The 16,692-nt window shown below is 72.0% G+C and carries 14 protein-coding genes; 3 read left to right on the top strand and 11 right to left on the bottom strand.

Annotated features, from left to right (window positions below):
* Positions 1-213 precede the first annotated feature (213 nt).
* Together IE140_RS14855 and IE140_RS14850 are read left to right on the top strand one after the other, a co-directional pair.
* Complete coding sequence (locus tag IE140_RS14855; RefSeq protein ID WP_150194036.1) at positions 214-1,044, top strand: GNAT family N-acetyltransferase; 831 nt, start codon at positions 214-216, stop codon at positions 1,042-1,044.
* 11 nt (positions 1,045-1,055) lie between these two features.
* The gene (locus IE140_RS14850) at positions 1,056-1,535 is read left to right on the top strand and encodes a hypothetical protein (RefSeq protein ID WP_150194071.1); all 480 of its coding nucleotides are present in this window, start codon (positions 1,056-1,058) and stop codon (positions 1,533-1,535) included.
* Here the strand turns inward: IE140_RS14850 and IE140_RS14845 are convergent.
* Both IE140_RS14845 and IE140_RS14840 read right to left on the bottom strand, forming a co-directional pair.
* Positions 1,522-3,831 (bottom strand): bifunctional salicylyl-CoA 5-hydroxylase/oxidoreductase, encoded by a 2,310-nt coding sequence (locus IE140_RS14845; protein ID WP_150194038.1) that lies wholly within the window; start codon positions 3,829-3,831, stop codon positions 1,522-1,524. The genes IE140_RS14850 and IE140_RS14845 overlap by 14 nt on opposite strands.
* Positions 3,816-4,643, bottom strand: a complete 828-nt coding sequence (locus tag IE140_RS14840; RefSeq protein WP_150194040.1) for an enoyl-CoA hydratase family protein — start codon at positions 4,641-4,643, stop codon at positions 3,816-3,818. The genes IE140_RS14845 and IE140_RS14840 overlap by 16 nt, the downstream gene beginning before the upstream one ends.
* A gap of 297 nt (positions 4,644-4,940) precedes the next feature.
* Here IE140_RS14840 and IE140_RS14835 point away from each other — a divergent pair, with 297 nt between their 5' ends.
* The gene (locus IE140_RS14835; protein WP_007452262.1) at positions 4,941-5,390 is read left to right on the top strand and encodes an ATP-binding protein; all 450 of its coding nucleotides are present in this window, start codon (positions 4,941-4,943) and stop codon (positions 5,388-5,390) included.
* Here the strand turns inward: IE140_RS14835 and IE140_RS14830 are convergent.
* The 9 genes from IE140_RS14830 to IE140_RS14790 form a co-directional block, all read right to left on the bottom strand.
* Complete coding sequence (locus IE140_RS14830) at positions 5,341-6,828, bottom strand: amino acid permease (RefSeq protein WP_150194042.1); 1,488 nt, start codon at positions 6,826-6,828, stop codon at positions 5,341-5,343. The genes IE140_RS14835 and IE140_RS14830 overlap by 50 nt on opposite strands.
* A 207-nt stretch (positions 6,829-7,035) precedes the next feature.
* Complete coding sequence (argF, locus tag IE140_RS14825; RefSeq protein WP_150194044.1) at positions 7,036-8,040, bottom strand: ornithine carbamoyltransferase; 1,005 nt, start codon at positions 8,038-8,040, stop codon at positions 7,036-7,038.
* 114 nt (positions 8,041-8,154) lie between these two features.
* On the bottom strand, positions 8,155-9,390 hold the full coding sequence (locus tag IE140_RS14820) for an arginine deiminase (RefSeq protein WP_032777468.1): 1,236 nt from the start codon (positions 9,388-9,390) through the stop codon (positions 8,155-8,157).
* A gap of 77 nt (positions 9,391-9,467) precedes the next feature.
* A complete protein-coding gene (locus IE140_RS14815; RefSeq protein WP_150194046.1) occupies positions 9,468-12,056 on the bottom strand; it encodes a polynucleotide kinase-phosphatase in 2,589 nt (862 codons plus the stop codon).
* Positions 12,053-13,561 carry a 3' terminal RNA ribose 2'-O-methyltransferase Hen1 gene (locus IE140_RS14810; RefSeq protein ID WP_150194073.1) on the bottom strand — a complete coding sequence of 503 codons (1,509 nt, stop codon included), beginning with the start codon at positions 13,559-13,561 and terminating at the stop codon, positions 12,053-12,055. Before IE140_RS14810 ends, IE140_RS14815 begins: the two co-directional genes overlap by 4 nt.
* A gap of 56 nt (positions 13,562-13,617) precedes the next feature.
* Complete coding sequence (gene mmuM / locus IE140_RS14805; RefSeq protein ID WP_150194049.1) at positions 13,618-14,586, bottom strand: homocysteine S-methyltransferase; 969 nt, start codon at positions 14,584-14,586, stop codon at positions 13,618-13,620.
* A 56-nt stretch (positions 14,587-14,642) separates the two neighbouring features.
* Complete coding sequence (locus IE140_RS14800) at positions 14,643-15,566, bottom strand: LLM class F420-dependent oxidoreductase (RefSeq protein ID WP_093444061.1); 924 nt, start codon at positions 15,564-15,566, stop codon at positions 14,643-14,645.
* Positions 15,567-15,680: 114 nt separating this feature from the next.
* Positions 15,681-16,196: a DUF6099 family protein gene (locus IE140_RS14795; RefSeq protein ID WP_032777461.1), complete on the bottom strand. Its 516-nt coding sequence runs from the start codon at positions 16,194-16,196 to the stop codon at positions 15,681-15,683.
* Positions 16,197-16,320: 124 nt separating this feature from the next.
* Positions 16,321-16,680, bottom strand: coding sequence for a nucleotide pyrophosphohydrolase (locus IE140_RS14790; protein WP_150194051.1), 360 nt, complete (start codon positions 16,678-16,680; stop codon positions 16,321-16,323).
* Positions 16,681-16,692 lie beyond the last annotated feature (12 nt).

The following is a 16,692-nucleotide window of genomic DNA, read 5'->3' as shown; positions in this document are numbered from 1 at the left end:
GGCTCCTCCGCTACATCGGCCGGCCGGACGCACCGGTCCCGGACCACCCATCCAATCCGACCGGCACCACGTGGGGCGACCGCTCCCGCATGACGAAAGTCTTACGGCATCACCGCCGCCGGACGCCGGGGCGTTTCGTCGTGCGCGGGTGGCCCTCGTGCCCGCCGGAGAAATCCAGGTGCCCCGGCCTCCCGCCCCCGGGCAGGATGAGGCATGACCTGGACCTTCACCCACGACGTCGACGTGTTCCTCGCCGCGGCCGGCCCGTCGCTCACCGCGCGGCCCGTCGAGCACACGGTGGCGCTCACCGTCACCGAGCGGCTGAGGCGTTCGGGCGCCCATCACTACGGGGACGACGATCCGGTCCTCGGCTGGTGGCGCGGGGCGGACGGGGCGGTGGCGGGGACTCTCGTGCGTACTCCGCCCCACGCCGCGCTGCTGAACGCCGTGCCCCCGGAGGCGGTGGGGCCGCTGGTGGAGGCCCTGGGGGCGGGTCCCGACCTCGACGGTGTCAACGCGGACCGGGACATCGCGGCGCTGCTGACAGCCCGGCTGCCGGGCTACCGGATCGAGCAGGAGCAGCGGTTGTACCGGCTGGGCACACTGCGGCCGCCCTTCCCCGCGCCGGAGGGCCGGGCCAGGGCGGCGACGCGGGCGGACCGGGCCCTGCTCGTGGAGTGGGTGCGGGGGTTCGCCGACGCGACCGGGCAGTCCAAGTCCTCGGCCGAGTGGCTGGTGGACGAGGGCACGGAACGCGGGTCACTCACCCTCTGGGAGAGCGGCGGGGCTCCGGTGGCTCTCGCGGGTCGCTCCCTGATGATGGCGGGGACGGTGCGGGTGACGTTGGTGTACACCCCGCCGGAGCTTCGCGGCCGGGGGTACGGGGCCGCCGTGACGGCCGAGTCCTCGCGGGCCGCCCTGGCGGAGGGCGCGGCGGAGGTCCTGCTCTTCACGGACCTCGCCAACCCGACGAGTAACGGCGTCTATCTGCGCATCGGTTACGAACCGGTGGCGGACCGGCTGCTACTGAGGAGGAACCCGTGACGGAGCGGCACGTGGACGCGGAGCCCGTCGCCGAGGCACCCGTGACTGAAGTGCCCGTGGCGGCGGAGTCGTTGTGGCTCGTCGCCGCGAACGTGGTGCGCTGGCGGCGGTACGGGGACGGCGGGCAGGAACTGCGGCCCGGGACCAAGTCGTACCGGGGCGGGTCGAAGGTGCACGTCGCCACAACCTATGGGGGTATGGCGCACGAGGAGTTGACCACCATCGGGCGCGGCCGGCACACCGGTGCGTACATCACCATCGACATGGCGACCCGCAATCTCCACACCTTCCGGGCCGTCGCGGTGTACAGCCCGGCGGTCCTGCGCCGCGCGGCGGCCTTCGGCGTCGACGGGACATGGGCCACGCGGGAGTACGCCGAGGAACTCGCCGCCCTGCTGGCCCGCCTGGCCCCGCGCTACCGCGAGGAGCACTGGCGCGGGGTGCCGCACCCGGTCCCCTGCCGCTGCCACGACTGCCTCACCCCAGCGTGAGCCGGGGCTTCGGTCCGTCCGTGCGGCCGGTGGGCGGGGTGCGGCTGCCCGCGGCGTACGGGAGGGGCCAGGGCGCGCCCGGTCCCGTGTAGCCCTGATCGGCGGCCGCGTGGAGGGTCCAGTGCGGGTCGTACAGATGGGGGCGGGCCAGGGCGCAGAGGTCGGCGCGGCCCGCCAGGAGCAGGGAGTTGACGTCGTCCCAGGAGGAGATCGCGCCGACCGCGATGACGGGGACGTCCACGGTGTTGCGGATCCGGTCGGCGTACGGGGTCTGGTAGGAGCGGCCGAACTCGGGGCGCTCCTCGGGCACGACCTGGCCGGTGGAGACGTCGATGGCGTCAGCCCCGTGCTCGGCGAAGGCGTGGGCGATCATGACGGCGTCCTCGGCGTCGGTGCCGCCCTCGGCCCAGTCGGTGGCGGAGATCCGCACGGTCATCGGCCTTTCCCGCGGCCAGACTTCGCGCACGGCGTCGAAGACGTCGAGGGGAAAACGGAGGCGGCCGGCCAGGGATCCGCCGTAGGCGTCGGTGCGGTGGTTGGTGAGCGGGGAGAGGAAGCCGGAGAGCAGATAGCCGTGGGCGCAGTGCAGTTCGAGGAGGTCGAAGCCGCTGCTCGCGGCGCGCCGGGCGGCCGCCACGAACTGCTCGCGTACGGCGTCGAGTCCGGCCCGGTCCAGTTCGGCCGGGACCTGGCTGACGCCGGGGGCGTACGGGAGCGGGGAGGCGGCCGTCAGCGGCCAGTTGCCGCTGTCCAGGGGCTGGTCGATGCCCTCCCACATGAGCTTGGTGGAGCCCTTGCGGCCGGAGTGGCCGAGCTGGACGCCGATGGCCGCGCCGGGGGCGGAGGTGTGGACGAAGTCGGTGATCCGCCGCCAGGCCAGGGCCTGTTCGTCGCTCCACAGGCCCGTGCAGCCGGGGGTGATACGGCCCTCGGGGCTGACGCAGACCATCTCGGTCATGGTGAGTCCGGCGCCGCCGAGCGCGCGGGCCCCGAGGTGGACGAGGTGGAAGTCGCCGGGGAGCCCGTCCGTGGCGGAGTACATGTCCATCGGGGAGACGACCACGCGGTTGCGCAGCTCCAGGCCGCGCAGCCGGAACGGGGTGAACATCGGCGGGGTGTCCGGCGGGCAGCCGAACTCCTCCTCGACGGCGGCGGTGAACGAGGCGTCCCGCAGCCGGAGGTTGTCGTGGGTGACCCGGCGGCTGCGGGTGAGCAGGTTGAACGCGAAGCGCCGGGGCGGCTGGTCGACGTAGTGGGCCAGCCCCTCGAACCAGCGGAGACTGGCGGCGGCGGCCCGCTGCGTGGAGGCGACGACCGGGCGGCGCTCGGCCTCGTACGCCGTCAACGCGGACGGCAGGTCGGGCTGTTCCTCGATGCAGGCGGTCAGGGCGAGGGCGTCCTCGACGGCGAGCTTGGTACCGGAGCCGATGGAGAAGTGGGCGGTGTGGGCCGCGTCGCCGATGAGCACGGTGTTGCCGTGGGACCAGCGGGAGTTGGTGACCGTACGGAAGGCGAGCCAGGAGGACCGGTTGGAGCGCAGGGGGCGGCCGTCCAGGGCTTCGGTGAAGAACTTGGCGCAGCGGGTGGTGGATTCGGCCGGGTCGCAGGTGTCGAGTCCGGCGGCCCGCCACACCTCCTCGCGCATCTCGACGATGACGGTGGAGGCGTCGGCGGCGTACGGGTAGCCGTGCAACTGCATGACGCCGTACGGCGTTTCGGCGATCTCGAAGCGGAAGGCGTCGAGCGCGAAGTCGGCGGCGAGCCAGATGTAGCGGTTGCGGTGTCCGGTGATGCCCGGGCCGAAGGCGTCGGCGTGCGCCCTGCGGGTGGCGCTGTGCACCCCGTCGGCGGCGATGACCAGGTCGTGGTGGGCGGCGAGCTCGGCTGCGGGCGGGGCCGGGGTGCGGAAGCGGAGGTCGACGCCGAGGCCGGCGCAGCGCTCGTGCAGGATCTCCAGGAGCCGGCGGCGGCCGAGGGCGGCGAAGCCGTGGCCGCCGGAGGTGTGGGTGCGGCCGCGGTGGACGATGTCGATGGTGTCCCAGCGGACGAACTCGCGGCCGAGGGCGCGGTAGACCTCGGGGTCGGCGTGCTCGATGCCGCCGAGGGTCTCGTCGGAGAGGACGACGCCGAAGCCGAAGGTGTCGTCGGGGGCGTTGCGCTCGAAGACGGTGATCTCGCGGTCCGGGTCAAGCCGTTTGAGCAAGGAGGCGGCGTAGAGCCCGCCGGGGCCGCCGCCGATGACCGCGATGCGCCGGACGGACGTGCCGCTGCCCGCCACGGCTAGCGCCCCTGCCACTTCGGGGGCCGCTTCTCGGTGAAGGCTGCGTGGAACTCGGCGTAGTCCTCGCCGTGCATCAGGAGGGCCTGGGTGTTGGCGTCCAGTTCGACGGAGGCGGCTAGCGGCATGTCCAGCTCGGCGGTGAGCAGGGCCTTGGTCTGGGCGAGCGCCAGGGCGGGGCCGTCGGCGAGGCGGCGGGCCAGCTCGGCGGCGCGTTCGTCGGCCTTCCCCTCCTCGGCCAGCTCGCTGATCAGGCCGATCCGCTCCGCCTCGGGGGCGCGGACGGCGTCGCCGAGCATCAGGAGCCGGGTGGCGTGGCCGAGGCCGACGACCCGGGGCAGCAGGTAGGCCGCGCCCATGTCGCCACCGGAGAGGCCGACCCGGGTGAAGAGGAAAGCGAAGCGGGCGGAGGGGTCGGCGACCCGGAAGTCGGCGGCGAGGGCCAGGACGGCCCCGGCGCCCGCCGCGACCCCGTGGACGGCGGCGACGACGGGGAAGGGGCACTCCCGCAGGGCCCGGACGACCTGTCCCGTCATCCGGTTGAAGTCGAGGAGCTGCGCGGTGTCCATGGCCAGGGTGGCGCCGATGATCTCGTCGACGTCGCCGCCGGAGCAGAAGCCGCGCCCCTCCCCGGCGAGGACGAGGGCGCGGACGGAGCGTTCCCGGGAGAGCTCGGCGAGGAGGTCGCGCAGATCGGCGTAGGCGCCGAAGGTGAGCGCGTTGAGTTTTTCGGGTCGGGAGAATGTGACGGTTGCCACACCGTCCTCCCGGGTCAGCCGGAGATGACGCCATTCCTCGGCGCTCGGGGCCGAGCTGGGAAACGGGCTCATGGAGGGGTCCCCTTCAGCGATCGGGCGGGTGCCGGCCGTGCGCGGGTCGCATTCCGCCTCCGAAGTTATCACTCAGGCGTGACTGCCGTCACGAGGTCGCAATACGGCACCCATGAGACCGTTGTGGCGAAAGTCCCCTTTGCTCCGGCCGACCGCCCCTATGGCTGGGCCGGAGCGGTTCGTAAGGTTGAAACCAGGAAGTCTCGACACGAGTACGACGTGAACCCGAGAAGACGACTGCCCGAGAGCCGAGACCTCCCGCTTCAGGTAGACCCGCTCCCGAACGGAAACCCTGCCGTGCCGCCCGATGTCCCCGTCCCCGCTTCCTGGCGCATCGCCCTGCCGCACTCCACCGCGGCCGTGCCGATCGCCCGGGCTCTCATCCGTACGGCCCTGTCGGACATCGACGCCCCGGCCGACAGCGACACCGCCGAACTGCTGACCGCCGAGCTGGTGGCCAACGCGGTCGAGCACACCCTGGGCGGCGAGCCCATCGAGCTGGTCGTGGAGCTGCTGCCCACCGGCTGCCAGGTCGAGGTGCACGACCGCGACCCCGCCCCGCCGGGCGACCTGTCCCGGCCGCAGCCGGGCTTCGAGGTCGATCCCTGGCAGGAGCACGGCCGCGGCCTGCTGCTGATCCGGACCCTCAGCTCCGCGTGCGGTCACCGCACCACGGAGCACGGCAAGGCCGTCTGGTTCACGCTTCCGGCGATACCGGCGCAGCCGGGTCCGTCGCCGGGGAGCTGACCAGCCGGGAGCGCTTGCGGCCGTAGCCGGCGTAGAGGAGCGAGCCGGCGGCCAGGAAGACCGCGAACTGGACCCAGGTCGTCCAGCCGGTCCCGTACATCAGGTACAGGCAGAAGGCGACGCCCAGCAGCGGGCTGACCGGGTAGAGCGGGACCCGGAAGGTCCGCTTCAGCTCCGGGTTGCGGCGACGGAGCACGACCACCGCGGCATTGACGGCGACCATCGTGGCGAGCGTGCCGATGGTCGTCAGGTTCACGACGACGTCGAGCGAGACGAAGGCGGCCGGGACCGCGAAGACGCAGGCGACGATCCAGGTGTTGGCGACCGGGGTGTGGGTCTTGGGAGAGACCCGCTCGAAGACGCGCGGGATCAGTCCGTCGCGGGACATCGACATCAGGATGCGGGTCTGCCCGTACATCACGGCGAGCACCACCGAGGCGATGGCGACGACCGCGCCGAAGGCGATGATGCCGCCGCCCACCGAGGAGTCGGTGACCTCGTTGACGGCGATCGAGAGAGCGGCGCTCTTGTTCGCCACGTCGTCCGAGCCGATCGCGCCGATGGCGGAGAGCGCCACGGCGCAGTAGAGCAGGGTGACGACGCCGATGCAGATCAGGATGGCGATCGGGATGTTACGGCGGGGGTTCTTGACCTCTTCGCCGGCGGTGGTGATGGCGTCGAAGCCGATGTAGGAGAAGAACGCGAGCGAGGCGCCCGCGGTGATCCCGCCGAGGCCGTGCGTGGCGAACGGCATGAGGTTGTCGTCCTGGAACGCGCTGAACGCCACCGCGCAGAACGCGACCAGGATGCCGATCTTGAGGACCGCCATGGCGGCGGTGGCCGTGGCGCTCTCGCGGACGCCGCGCACCAGCAGGGTGGCGGCCATGGCGATCACGACGACGGCGGGCAGGTTGACCACACCGCCGTCACCGGGCCCGGCGGACAGGGCTGCGGGCAGTTCCCAGCCGAACAGGCTGTTCAGCAGCTCGTTGACGTACTGGCTCCAGCCCACCGCGACGGCGGAGACCGAGACTCCGTACTCCAGCAGCAGGCACCAGCCGACGAGGAAGGCGGTGCGCTCGCCGAGCGCCGCGTACGCGAAGGAGTACGAGCTTCCGGAGACCGGGATGGCGCTGCCCAGCTCCGCGAAGGACAGGGCGGTGAAGATGCAGGTGATCGCCGCGAGGACGAACGAGATCACGACGGCGGGGCCGGCCTCGGCGACGCTGTCGGAGAGTCCGACGAAGATGCCGGTGCCGACGATCGCGCCGACCCCGAAACAGACGAGCTGGAAGAGGCCCATCGTGCGCTTGAGGCCGTGGCCCTCCAGGTCGCCGCCGGATTCGGCGATGAGCTGCTCGGGGCTCTTGCGGCGCAGGCCCGACAGGTGGGGGCCGGAGGGCTTCGGGGTGCCGGATCGCGGCAGACCGGTGCTCATGCGGGACGTTCTCATCTCTGGTGGTGCAGTGGGGGGACGGCCCGTGCGCCGGCAGACGGCGGCACAGGTATGGGGTCCGACCCTGCGGGGGTCTCCCCGGGTCCGAACCCCACCAAGAGCCGACATCGTAGCCACCAGCACGCATGTTCACCCAATCGGGTGTATGAGCATGCGAACCCCTGCCCGGTCCGTACGTATCGCGCGGGGCTACTTCCCGGCGAGCGTCGCCACCAGGACGGCCTTGATCGTGTGCATCCGGTTCTCCGCCTGGTCGAAGACGACGGAGTGCGGCGACTCGAAGACCTCGTCGCTGACCTCCAGCTCGGTCAGTCCGTACCGGGCGTGGATGTCCCGGCCGACCTGGGTGCCGAGGTCGTGGAAGGCCGGCAGGCAGTGCAGGAACTTCACGTCCGGGTTGCCGGTGGCCCGCAGGACGTCCATCGTCACGGCGTAGGGCCCGAGGGCGGCGATGCGCTCGGCCCAGACCTCCTTGGGCTCCCCCATGGAGACCCAGACGTCGGTGGCGACGAAGTCGGCGCCCGCGACCCCCTGGGCCACGTCGCCGGTGAGGGTGATCTTCGCGCCGCTGACCTCGGCGAGCTTCCGGGCCCGCGCCACGACCGCCTCGTCCGGCCAGTACGCCTCGGGGGCGACGATCCGGACGTCCAGGCCGAGCAGGGCGCCGGTGACCAGGTAGGAGTTGCCCATGTTGAAGCGGGCGTCGCCGAGGTAGGCGAAGGCCGTCCCCGCGAGGGGGCCCTCGCGGCACTCGGTCATGGTGAGGACGTCGGCGAGCATCTGGGTGGGGTGCCAGTCGTCGGTGAGCCCGTTGAAGACCGGCACGCCGCCGTGCGTGGCCAGCTCCTCGACGGCCTGCTGGCTGTCGCCCCGGTACTCGATCCCGTCGAACATCCGGCCGAGCACCCGCGCGGTGTCCTTCACGGACTCCTTGTGGCCCATCTGGGAGCCCGCCGGGTCGAGGTAGGTGGTGAAGGCGCCCTGGTCGGCGGCGGCGACCTCGAAGGCGCAGCGCGTACGGGTGGAGGTCTTCTCGAAGATCAGCGCGATGTTCTTCCCGCGCAGCCGCTGGACCTCGCCCCCGGCCTTCTTGGCCGCCTTGAGCTCGGCGGCCAGCGCGACCAGGCCGAGGAACTCCTCGGAGGTGAAGTCCAGCTCCTTGAGGAAGTGGCGGCCGGTGAGGTCTATGGCCATGGTGACTGCTCCTGGGTCGGGCGGGGATCGGCGCACTGCGCGCGGCAGAGATGGAAGTCTATACGACGCCTCGCATCTCTATACAGGGCCCTGGGTTCGCGTTCCGCCGACGGCTCAAGCCACGGGGTCCCGCTCCACCGGGCAGCTCATACAGCGCGGCCCGCCCCGTCCCCGGCCCAGTTCGCTGCCCCGGATCTCGATCACCTCGATGCCCTGCTTGCGCAGATAGGTGTTGGTCGTGGCGTTGCGCTCGTACGCGACGACGACGCCGGGCTCGACCGCGAGCACGTTGCAGCCGTCGTCCCACTGCTCGCGCTCGGCGGCGTGCACGTCCTGGGTGGCGGTGAGCACCCGGATCTCGTCGAGGCCGAGGGCTGCGGCGATGGCCCGGTGCATGTGCTCGGGCGGATGGTCGGTGACCTTCAGTTCGCGGGGGCCGCTGCCGGGCTCGATGGTGTACGAGCGAAGCATGCCGAGACCGGCGTACTGGGTGAACGTGTCGCCGTCGACCATCGTCATCACCGTGTCCAGGTGCATGAACGCGCGGGCCTTCGGCATGTCGAGCGCCACGATCGTGCGCGCCGAACCGGCGTCGAAGAGTCCGCGGGCCAGCATCTCGACCGCCTGCGGGGTGGTGCGCTCGCTCATTCCGATCAGGACCGCCCCCTGCCCGATGACCAGGACGTCGCCGCCCTCGATGGTGGAGGGGTAGTCGTCCTGGCCCTCCGACCAGTGGTGGAAGGCGCCCGCCTCCGGGCCGGTGAAGAGGGGGTGGTGGCGGTAGATGGCCTCGAAGTGGACGGTCTCGCGCTGCCGGGCGGGCCAGCGCATGGCGTTGATGGATACCCCGTCGTAGATCCAGGCGGAGGTGTCCCGGGTGAAGAGGTGGTTGGGCAGCGGGCCGAGGAGGAAGTCGTCCAGGTCCATCACATGGAAGCGGACGGAGGTCGGCTCGCTGTGCCGCTCCAGGAACTCCCGTTTGGTCATGCCGCCGACCAGCGCCTCCGCCAGCTCCGCCGCGGACAGCTCCTCGAAGGCGGCCCGCAGATGCTCGGTGGCGAGCGGGCCGTACTCCTTCTCGTCGAAGACCCGGTCCAGCACGAGGCGCCGGGCGACCGGTATGTCGAGGGACTCGCGCAGCAGGTCGCCGAAGAGATGCACGGCGACCCCCCGGTCGCGCAGGACGTCGGCGAACCCGTCGTGCTCCTCCCGGGCGCGGCGCACCCACAGGACGTCGTCGAACAGGAGCGCGTCCTTGTTCCTGGGGGTGAGCCGCTTCAGCTCCAGATCGGGGCGGTGGAGTATGACGCGGCGCAGCCGCCCGGCTTCGGAGTCGACATGGAATCCCATGCCTTCATCCTCACCGCGCGGAGCACCGTTCACCCGGCGAATCGCCTATCCGTTGGATCCAGGCGGTGTCCGGCGGATCAGAGCCGGGGGTCCACCGGCTCCGACTCCAGGGCCAGGACGGCGAACACCGCCTCGTGGATCCGCCACAGCGGTTCGCCCTCCGCCAGCCGGTCCAGCGCCTCCAGACCCAGGGCGTACTCCCGCAGCGCGAGCGAGCGCTTGTGGCCGAGGAACCGGGAGCGCAGGCGCTCCAGATTCTCCGGGCGGGTGTACTCGGGGCCGTAGATGATGCGGAGATACTCCCGGCCCCGCACCTTGATGCCGGGCTGGACGAGGCGGCCCTTGGCGTCCCGGACGAGGGCGCCGAGCGGCTTGACGACCATGCCCTCGCCGCCGCGCCCGGTCATCTCCAGCCACCAGTCCACACCCGCGCGGACCGAGGCCTCGTCGCCGGTGTCGACGACGAGCCGGCGGGTGACCTGGAGCAGCCCGGTCGGGTCGTGCTCGACGAGCCGGTCGAGCCAGGCGAGCTGCTCGTCGTGCGGGACGGCGGCCAGGGAGCGGCCCTGGACGGCGAGAATCTGGAAGGGGGCCAGACGCACCCCCTCCAGTCCCTCGGTGGGCCAGCAGTAGCGCCGGTACGCCTCGGTGAACGCGGCGGCGTCCTGCGCGCGGGCCCGCTGGTGTCCGGCGAGGCCCGCCACCTCCACGCCCCGGGCGGCCGCCTGCTCCAGGGCGGCGACGGCCGGCGGGAAGACCGCGCCGGACGCGGCGCCGACGGCGGCGTACTGCGAGCGCAGCAGCCCGCCCGCCTTCAGCGACCACGGCATCAGCTCGGCGTCCAGGAGCACCCAGTCGGTGTCCCACTCCGCCCAGAGCCCGGCGGCGGTGACGGCGCTGCGGAGCCGGGCCAGGACCTCTTCGGTCAGGGCCGGGTCGTCCAGGAAGGGGCGGCCGGTGCGGGTGTACAGCGCGCCGGTGGGGCCCGCCGTGCCGAACCGCGCGGTGGCCGCCTCCGCGTCCTTGCAGACCAGGACGACGGCCCGGGAGCCCATGTGCTTCTCCTCGCACACGACCCGCTCGACGCCGTCCGCCGCGTACTGCGCGAACGCCTCGGCCGGGTGCTCCAGGAAGCCGTCCTCCCGGGAGGTGGCGGTGGGGGCCATGGTGGGCGGCAGGTAGGCGAGGAGCTGCGGGTCGACGGCGAACCGGCTCATGACTTCGAGCGCGGCGGCAGCGTTCTCCTCGCGCACGGCGACGCGCCCCATGTGCCGGGTCTCCACGACGCGGCGGCCCTGGACGTCGGCGATGTCCAGCGGCCGGCCCTCCCGGCCTCCGGGCGCCTCGGTCACCAGCGGCTTGACCGGCTCGTACCAGACCTTCTCGGCGGGTACGTCGACGAGTTCGCGCTCCGGCCAGCGCAGCGCGGTCATCTTCCCGCCGAAGACGGCACCGGTGTCCAGGCAGATGGTGTTGTTGATCCAGGACGTGGTGGGGACGGGGGTGTGGCCGTAGACCACGGTGGCACGGCCCCGGTACTCCTCGGCCCACGGATAGCGCACGGGCAGGCCGAACTCGTCGGTCTCACCGGTGGTGTCCCCGTACAGCGCGTGCGAGCGGACCCGGCCGGAGGTGCGGCCGTGGTACTTCTCGGGCAGCCCGGCGTGGCAGACCACGAGCTTGCCCTCGTCCAGGACGTAGTGGCTGACGAGGGAGTCGATGAACTCCCGCACCTGGCCCCGGAACTCGGGGTGCTCGGCGTCCTCGCGCTCCAATTGCTCGACGGTCTCGGCGAGCCCGTGGGTGAGCTGGACCTTGCGGCCCGCGAGATAACGGCCGAGCTTGTTCTCGTGGTTGCCGGGGACACACAGGGCGTCGCCCGACGCCACCATGGACATCACGCGGCGCAGCACACCGGGGCTGTCGGGGCCCCGGTCGACGAGGTCGCCGACGAACACGGCGGTGCGCCCGTCGGGGTGGGCGCCGTCCACGTAACCGAGCTTGCCGAGGAGGGTCTCCAGCTCGGAGCTGCAGCCGTGGATGTCGCCGATGATGTCGAACGGTCCGGTGAGGTGGCGCAGGTCGTTGTAGCGGCGCTCCAGGACCACCTCGGCGCTCTCGGTCTCCTCCTCGGTGCGCAGGACGTGCACCTTGCGGAAGCCTTCGCGCTCCAGACCGCGCAGCGAGCGCCGCAGCTCGCGGCGGTGCCGCTGGATGACGTGGCGGGGCATGGAGGCGCGGTCCGGCCGGGCCGCGTTGCGCGCGGCACAGACCTCCTCGGGCAGGTCGAGGACGATGGCGATGGGCAGGACGTCGTACTTCCGGGCCAGCTGGACGAGTTGCTTGCGGCTCTCGGACTGGACGCTGGTGGCGTCGATGACGGTGAGCCGCCCGGCCTCCAGGCGCTTGCCCGCGATGTAGTGCAGCACGTCGAAGGCGTCGCGGCTGGCGCTCTGGTCGTTCTCGTCGTCGGCGACCAGGCCCCGGCAGACGTCCGAGGAGACGATCTCGGTCGGCTTGAAGTGCTTGCGGGCGAAGGTGGACTTGCCCGATCCGCTGGCGCCGATGAGGACGACCAGGGAGAGGTCGGTCACCGGCAGCTTGCGGGCGGGGCTCGGGGCGGCGGCGGTCTCCGCGCCGGTGGTGGTGCTGTGGTCGCTGTTCATACGGCTTCCGCCTCCTTCTTCTTCTCGGTGGTCGTCGTGGTCGCGGTGGGCGTCGTGGTCATGGTGTCGGCCCGGGTGAACACGGCCATCTGGGTCGGCGGCCCCACCTCGGGGTCGTCCGGCCCGACCGGCACGTACCGGACGGTGTATCCGTGCCGTTCGGCGACCTGCCCGGCCCAGTCCCGGAATTCGGCCCGGGTCCACTCGAAGCGGTGGTCCCCGTGCCGGGCGTGGCCGGCCGGGAGGGTCTCCCAGCGGACGTTGTACTCGACGTTCGGCGTGGTCACGAGCACCGTCCCGGGGCGCGCGGCGCCGAACACCGCGTACTCCAGAGCGGGCAGCCGGGGCAGGTCCAGGTGCTCGACGACCTCGCTGAGCACGGCGGCGTCATACCCGGACAGCCGCTTGTCGGTGTAGGTCAGCGAGCCCTGCCGGAGGGTGACCCGGTCGGCCTGGCGCTCCCCCATCCGGTCCAGCTTGAGCCGCCGCGAGGCGATGGTGAGGGCACGCATCGAGACGTCGACGCCCACGATCTCGGTGAAGCGCACGTCCTTGAGGAGCGCCTGCACCAACTGGCCCTGTCCGCAGCCGAGGTCGAGCACCCGGCTCGCCCCGGCGGCGCGCAGCGCGTCGAGGATCGCGGTCCGCCGGTGCTCGGCGAGCGGGACCGGCTTCTCCTCGGTGTCGGTGCTCTCGTCCACCGCGTTGTCGACGCTGTCCACGTCGAGGTCGTCCGACTCGGCGAGCCGGACCAGCTCCAGGGCCTGGTCGGCCTGGCGGGTGAGCCCCCAGCGGTGGGAGAGATACCGCCGGGTGATCAGCGGCCGCTCGGGGTGGTCGGCCAGCCAGCCCTCCCCGGCCCGCAGCAGCTTGTCCACCTCGTCGGGCGCGACCCAGTAGTGCTTGGCGTCGTCGAGCACCGGCAGCAGGACATAGAGCTGCCGCAGCGCGTCGGCGAGACGCAACTCGCCCTCCAGCACCAGCCGTACGTAGCGCGAGTCGCCCCAGGCGGGGAACTGCTCGTCCAGCGGTACGGCCGTGGCCTCGACCCGCTCCCAGCCGAGCGGCGCGAACAGCTTGTGCACCAGCTCGACGCCGCCCCGGGCGGGCAGGGCGGGCACCTCGATCCGCAGCGGCAGCGGGCTCGTCGCCCGCTCGGGCATGGCCCGGCAGACTCCGCCGAGCGCGGACTTGAACACGGCGGCGAGGGCCACCGACAGCAGCGAGGACGCCGCGTAGGGGCGGTCGTTGACGTACTGCGCGAGCGCCGCGTCGGGCGCGCCTCCCCGGCCCTTTCCCTTGCCGCGCCGCACGAGCGCCACCGGATCCACCTCCAGCAGGAGTGCGGCCGTGCAGCGCTCGGCGGACGCCTCGGGGTAGAAGACGTGCGCGGAGCCGTGGGAGGTGGAGAACGTCTGCGCCTTGTCGGGATGCTTGTGCAGCAGGAAGCCCAGATCAGTGGCGGGACGCTCTTGGGTGCCGGTCGTACCGATGGTCAGGAACACCTGTCCGAGTATGATCCTCACCCCCTGTCCCCACCAGGCATTTTCGCCCCGCTTGCCTACTTCTCCACTCCCTCCGGCTTCTCCGGCTCCCCCGGCTCCCCCGGCTTCTCCAGTTGCCCGGCCAGGTCGGCCATGAGGTCGAGCCCCACCCGGCAGCAGCCCCCGACGAGACGGGCTCCCGCCCGGGTCCAGGCCCGCACCCTGCCCGGGTCGAAGGTGGAGCGCCCGGTCCAGCCCCGCGCCCCGGCGTCCCAGCCCTCGCCGCTGTTCGGATAGACCACGGCGGGCCTGCCCGTGACCGCCACCGCCAGCTCGACCGCCGCCTGTGCCTCGTCCGGGTCGCAGCAGTTGACCCCGACCGCGAGGACGGAATCCCGCCCGGCCGCCACCGCGAACGCCTCCTCCAACGGCTGACCGGCCCGGGTCCGGCCACCGGCCACGCTGTACGAGAGCCAGTACGGCAGTCCGGTCTCCTCGGCCACCCGGACCAGGGCCTCCGCCTCGTCCAGATCCGGCACCGTCTCCAGCGCCAGGACGTCGGGCCCGGCAGCGGCCAGGGCCGCCACCCGGGGGCGGTGGAACCGCTCCAGCTCCCCGACGCTCAGCCCGTAACGCCCCCGGTACTCGCTGCCGTCCGCGAGCATCGCCCCGTACGGCCCGACCGACGCGGCGACCCAGATCTTCCGGTCGGGACCGGCCCGGCGCGCCGCGTCGGCGGCGCCCCGGGCCAGCTCCACGCTGCGGGCGAACAGTGCCTCGGTCCCGGCCCGGTCGAGCCCGTACCTCCCGAACCCTTCGAACGTGGCCTGGTAGCTGGCCGTGATGAGCACCCGAGCCCCGGCCCGGAGATAGGCGAGGTGAGCGGCCTCGATCTGTTCCGGCGCGTCGGCCAGCAGCCGGGCCGACCACAGCGCGTCGGACAGATCGCAGCCCTGCGCCTCCAGTTGGTTGGAGAGCCCGCCGTCCAGCAGGACGGGCCCGGCGTCCAGCGCGTCGGCGAGCGCACCGCCTGTGCTCACGGCCACCTCTGCCTCCTCAGGTCGGATCCACGTCAGGTCAGGTCAGGTCAGGTCAGGTCAGGTCAGGTCAGCTGGGACTGGATCTGCGAGGAGATCAGTTCCAGATGGTCCAGGTCGTCCAGGTCGAGGATCTGGAGGTAGATCCTCTGCGAGCCGATCGCCCCGTAGCGGCCGATCTTGTCGACCACCTCGGCGGGCGATCCGGCCAGGCCGTTCGCCTTGAGCTCCTCGACGTCCCGGCCGATGGCCGCCGCGCGCCGGGCGACCTCGGCGTCGTCCTTGCCCGTGCAGACGATCAGCGCGTTGGAGTACACGAGGTCGTCCGGCGAGCGCCCGTGCGCCTGCGCGGCCGCCCGGACCCGGCCGAACTGCTTCTCGCTGTCCTCCAGCGAGGCGAACGGGATGTTGAACTCGTCCGCGTACCGCGCGGCGAGGCGCGGGGTGCGCGTCGCCCCGTGGCCGCCGATCAGCACGGGCACCTTGGCCTGGGCGGGCTTGGGGAGCGCGGGCGAGTCGGTGAGCTGGTAGTAGGTCCCGTCGTAGCTGAAGGTCTTGCCGACCTCCGTCGCCCACAGCCCGGTGACGATCGCGAGCTGCTCCTCCAGACGGCCGAACTTCTCCTTGGGGAACGGGATGCCGTAGGCCTTGTGCTCCTCCTCGAACCAGCCCGCGCCCAGGCCCAGTTCGATCCGGCCGCCGGACATCTGGTCGACCTGGGCCACCTGGATGGCCAGCACTCCGGGAAGCCGGAACGTGCCGGCGGTCATCAGCGTGCCGAGCCGGATCCGCCGGGTCTCGCGCGCCAGTCCGGCCAGGGTGATCCAGGCGTCCGTCGGTCCGGGCAGACCGTCGCCTGAGCCCATCCGGAGATAGTGGTCGGAGCGGTAGAAGGCGTCGAAGCCCAGGTCCTCCGTGGCCTTGGCGACGGTGAGCAAGGTGTCGTAGTCGGCCCCCTGCTGGGGCTCGGTGAAGATGCGAAGATCCATGCCTCCATCCTGCCTCCCCCAGGACCGTCGTCCGAGCTGCGCCTCCCCCTCGGCGCCCCGTTGTCTCCGCTCGGCCTCCGCCTCGGCGCCCCGTTGTCTCCGCTCGGTCTCCGCTCAGGACCCTGCCGCCGACGGCGCGGGGCCGCGTATGCCGTACGGGCCGTCGCGCTCCCTCTCGCGGTCCCGCTCCCGCTCCCGCTCCGCCAGACGTCTCAGCATCCCGTGCACGCGGTCCAGTGATTCGTCCGCCGCGTCCATGGCCTCGATGCACTGCCAGTACAGCCCGTCCTCCCCCGTGTCGCAGGCCACACCGACCAGCGCTATCCCGGCCTCGCCGAGCAGCAGCGCGAGCCCGGCCAGGGTAGGCCGGACCTCGCCGATCCCCGACAACTGGGCGGCCCTGGCGCCGCCGGAGATCACCGTCGGATGGTCCAGTGCCGAGCACCCGGCCCCGATCTCGCCCAGCGCCCGCGCCTCGCTCCGTAATTCCATCGGCCCGCACAGCGCCAGCCGGCTGCCGACCGCCCGGGCGAGCGCCTGCGCCTGCCAGGCCTCCGCCATGACGTCCAGCGCGCCCCGACTGTCGGCCAGAGCCCGCCGGCCCACCTCGATGAGTCGCTCCGCTTCCATCTGTCTCCCCCGTCCGTACGAAAACCCGCTCACCTCATTCATTACCCACAGTGAGGTAGACAGCACCGTAAGGCCAGAGGAAATCGGAAATCTGTGGACACGAAGTCGAATGTGGATATCTCGATCACTCCGAAGAGTGACGATCGAGGGGTTCGGCAGCGCTCGGCAGAGGGAAGCGTTTCTCGTTCCGTTCCAACTTGGCCACCAGTGCCGCCGTCGGGTCGACGCCCAACACCTCGCAGAACTGCAGGAGATAGGCGAGCACGTCCGCCACCTCGTCGGTGACCCGGTGGGCGGATTCGGGGTCCTTCATGATCCCGGCCGACTGTTCGGGCGTCAGCCACTGGAAGATCTCCAGCAGTTCGGATGCCTCGACGCTGAGCGCGGCCGCCAGGTTCTTCGGGGTGTGGTACTGCCCCCAGTCCCGCGCCGCCGCGAACGCGGCCAGCCGGTGTTGGAGTTCTGCCACATCGATGTCCGTCACAGCCCCAGGTCT

Origin of the sequence: Streptomyces parvus, from assembly GCF_014648875.1 — a bacterium.
Taxonomy (GTDB): Bacteria; Actinomycetota; Actinomycetes; order Streptomycetales; family Streptomycetaceae; genus Streptomyces; species Streptomyces parvus.
Note: the sequence above shows the minus strand (reverse complement) of the source record. Positions and strands in the feature narration are given on the sequence as shown.

What these genes read in the sequence shown, in the direction of transcription:
- IE140_RS14820 (WP_032777468.1), bottom strand. Translation starts at nt 9,390, where the DNA reads ATGGGATTCCATGTCGACTCCGAAGCCGGGCGGCTGCGCCGCGTCATA.
- IE140_RS14840 (WP_150194040.1), bottom strand. Translation starts at nt 4,643, where the DNA reads ATGAGCCCGTTTCCCAGCTCGGCCCCGAGCGCCGAGGAATGGCGTCAT.
- IE140_RS14830 (WP_150194042.1), bottom strand. Translation starts at nt 6,828, where the DNA reads ATGAGCACCGGTCTGCCGCGATCCGGCACCCCGAAGCCCTCCGGCCCC.
- IE140_RS14815 (WP_150194046.1), bottom strand. Translation starts at nt 12,056, where the DNA reads ATGAACAGCGACCACAGCACCACCACCGGCGCGGAGACCGCCGCCGCC.
- IE140_RS14800 (WP_093444061.1), bottom strand. Translation starts at nt 15,566, where the DNA reads ATGGATCTTCGCATCTTCACCGAGCCCCAGCAGGGGGCCGACTACGAC.
- IE140_RS14795 (WP_032777461.1), bottom strand. Translation starts at nt 16,196, where the DNA reads ATGGAAGCGGAGCGACTCATCGAGGTGGGCCGGCGGGCTCTGGCCGAC.
- IE140_RS14855 (WP_150194036.1), top strand. Translation starts at nt 214, where the DNA reads ATGACCTGGACCTTCACCCACGACGTCGACGTGTTCCTCGCCGCGGCC.
- argF (WP_150194044.1), bottom strand. Translation starts at nt 8,040, where the DNA reads ATGGCCATAGACCTCACCGGCCGCCACTTCCTCAAGGAGCTGGACTTC.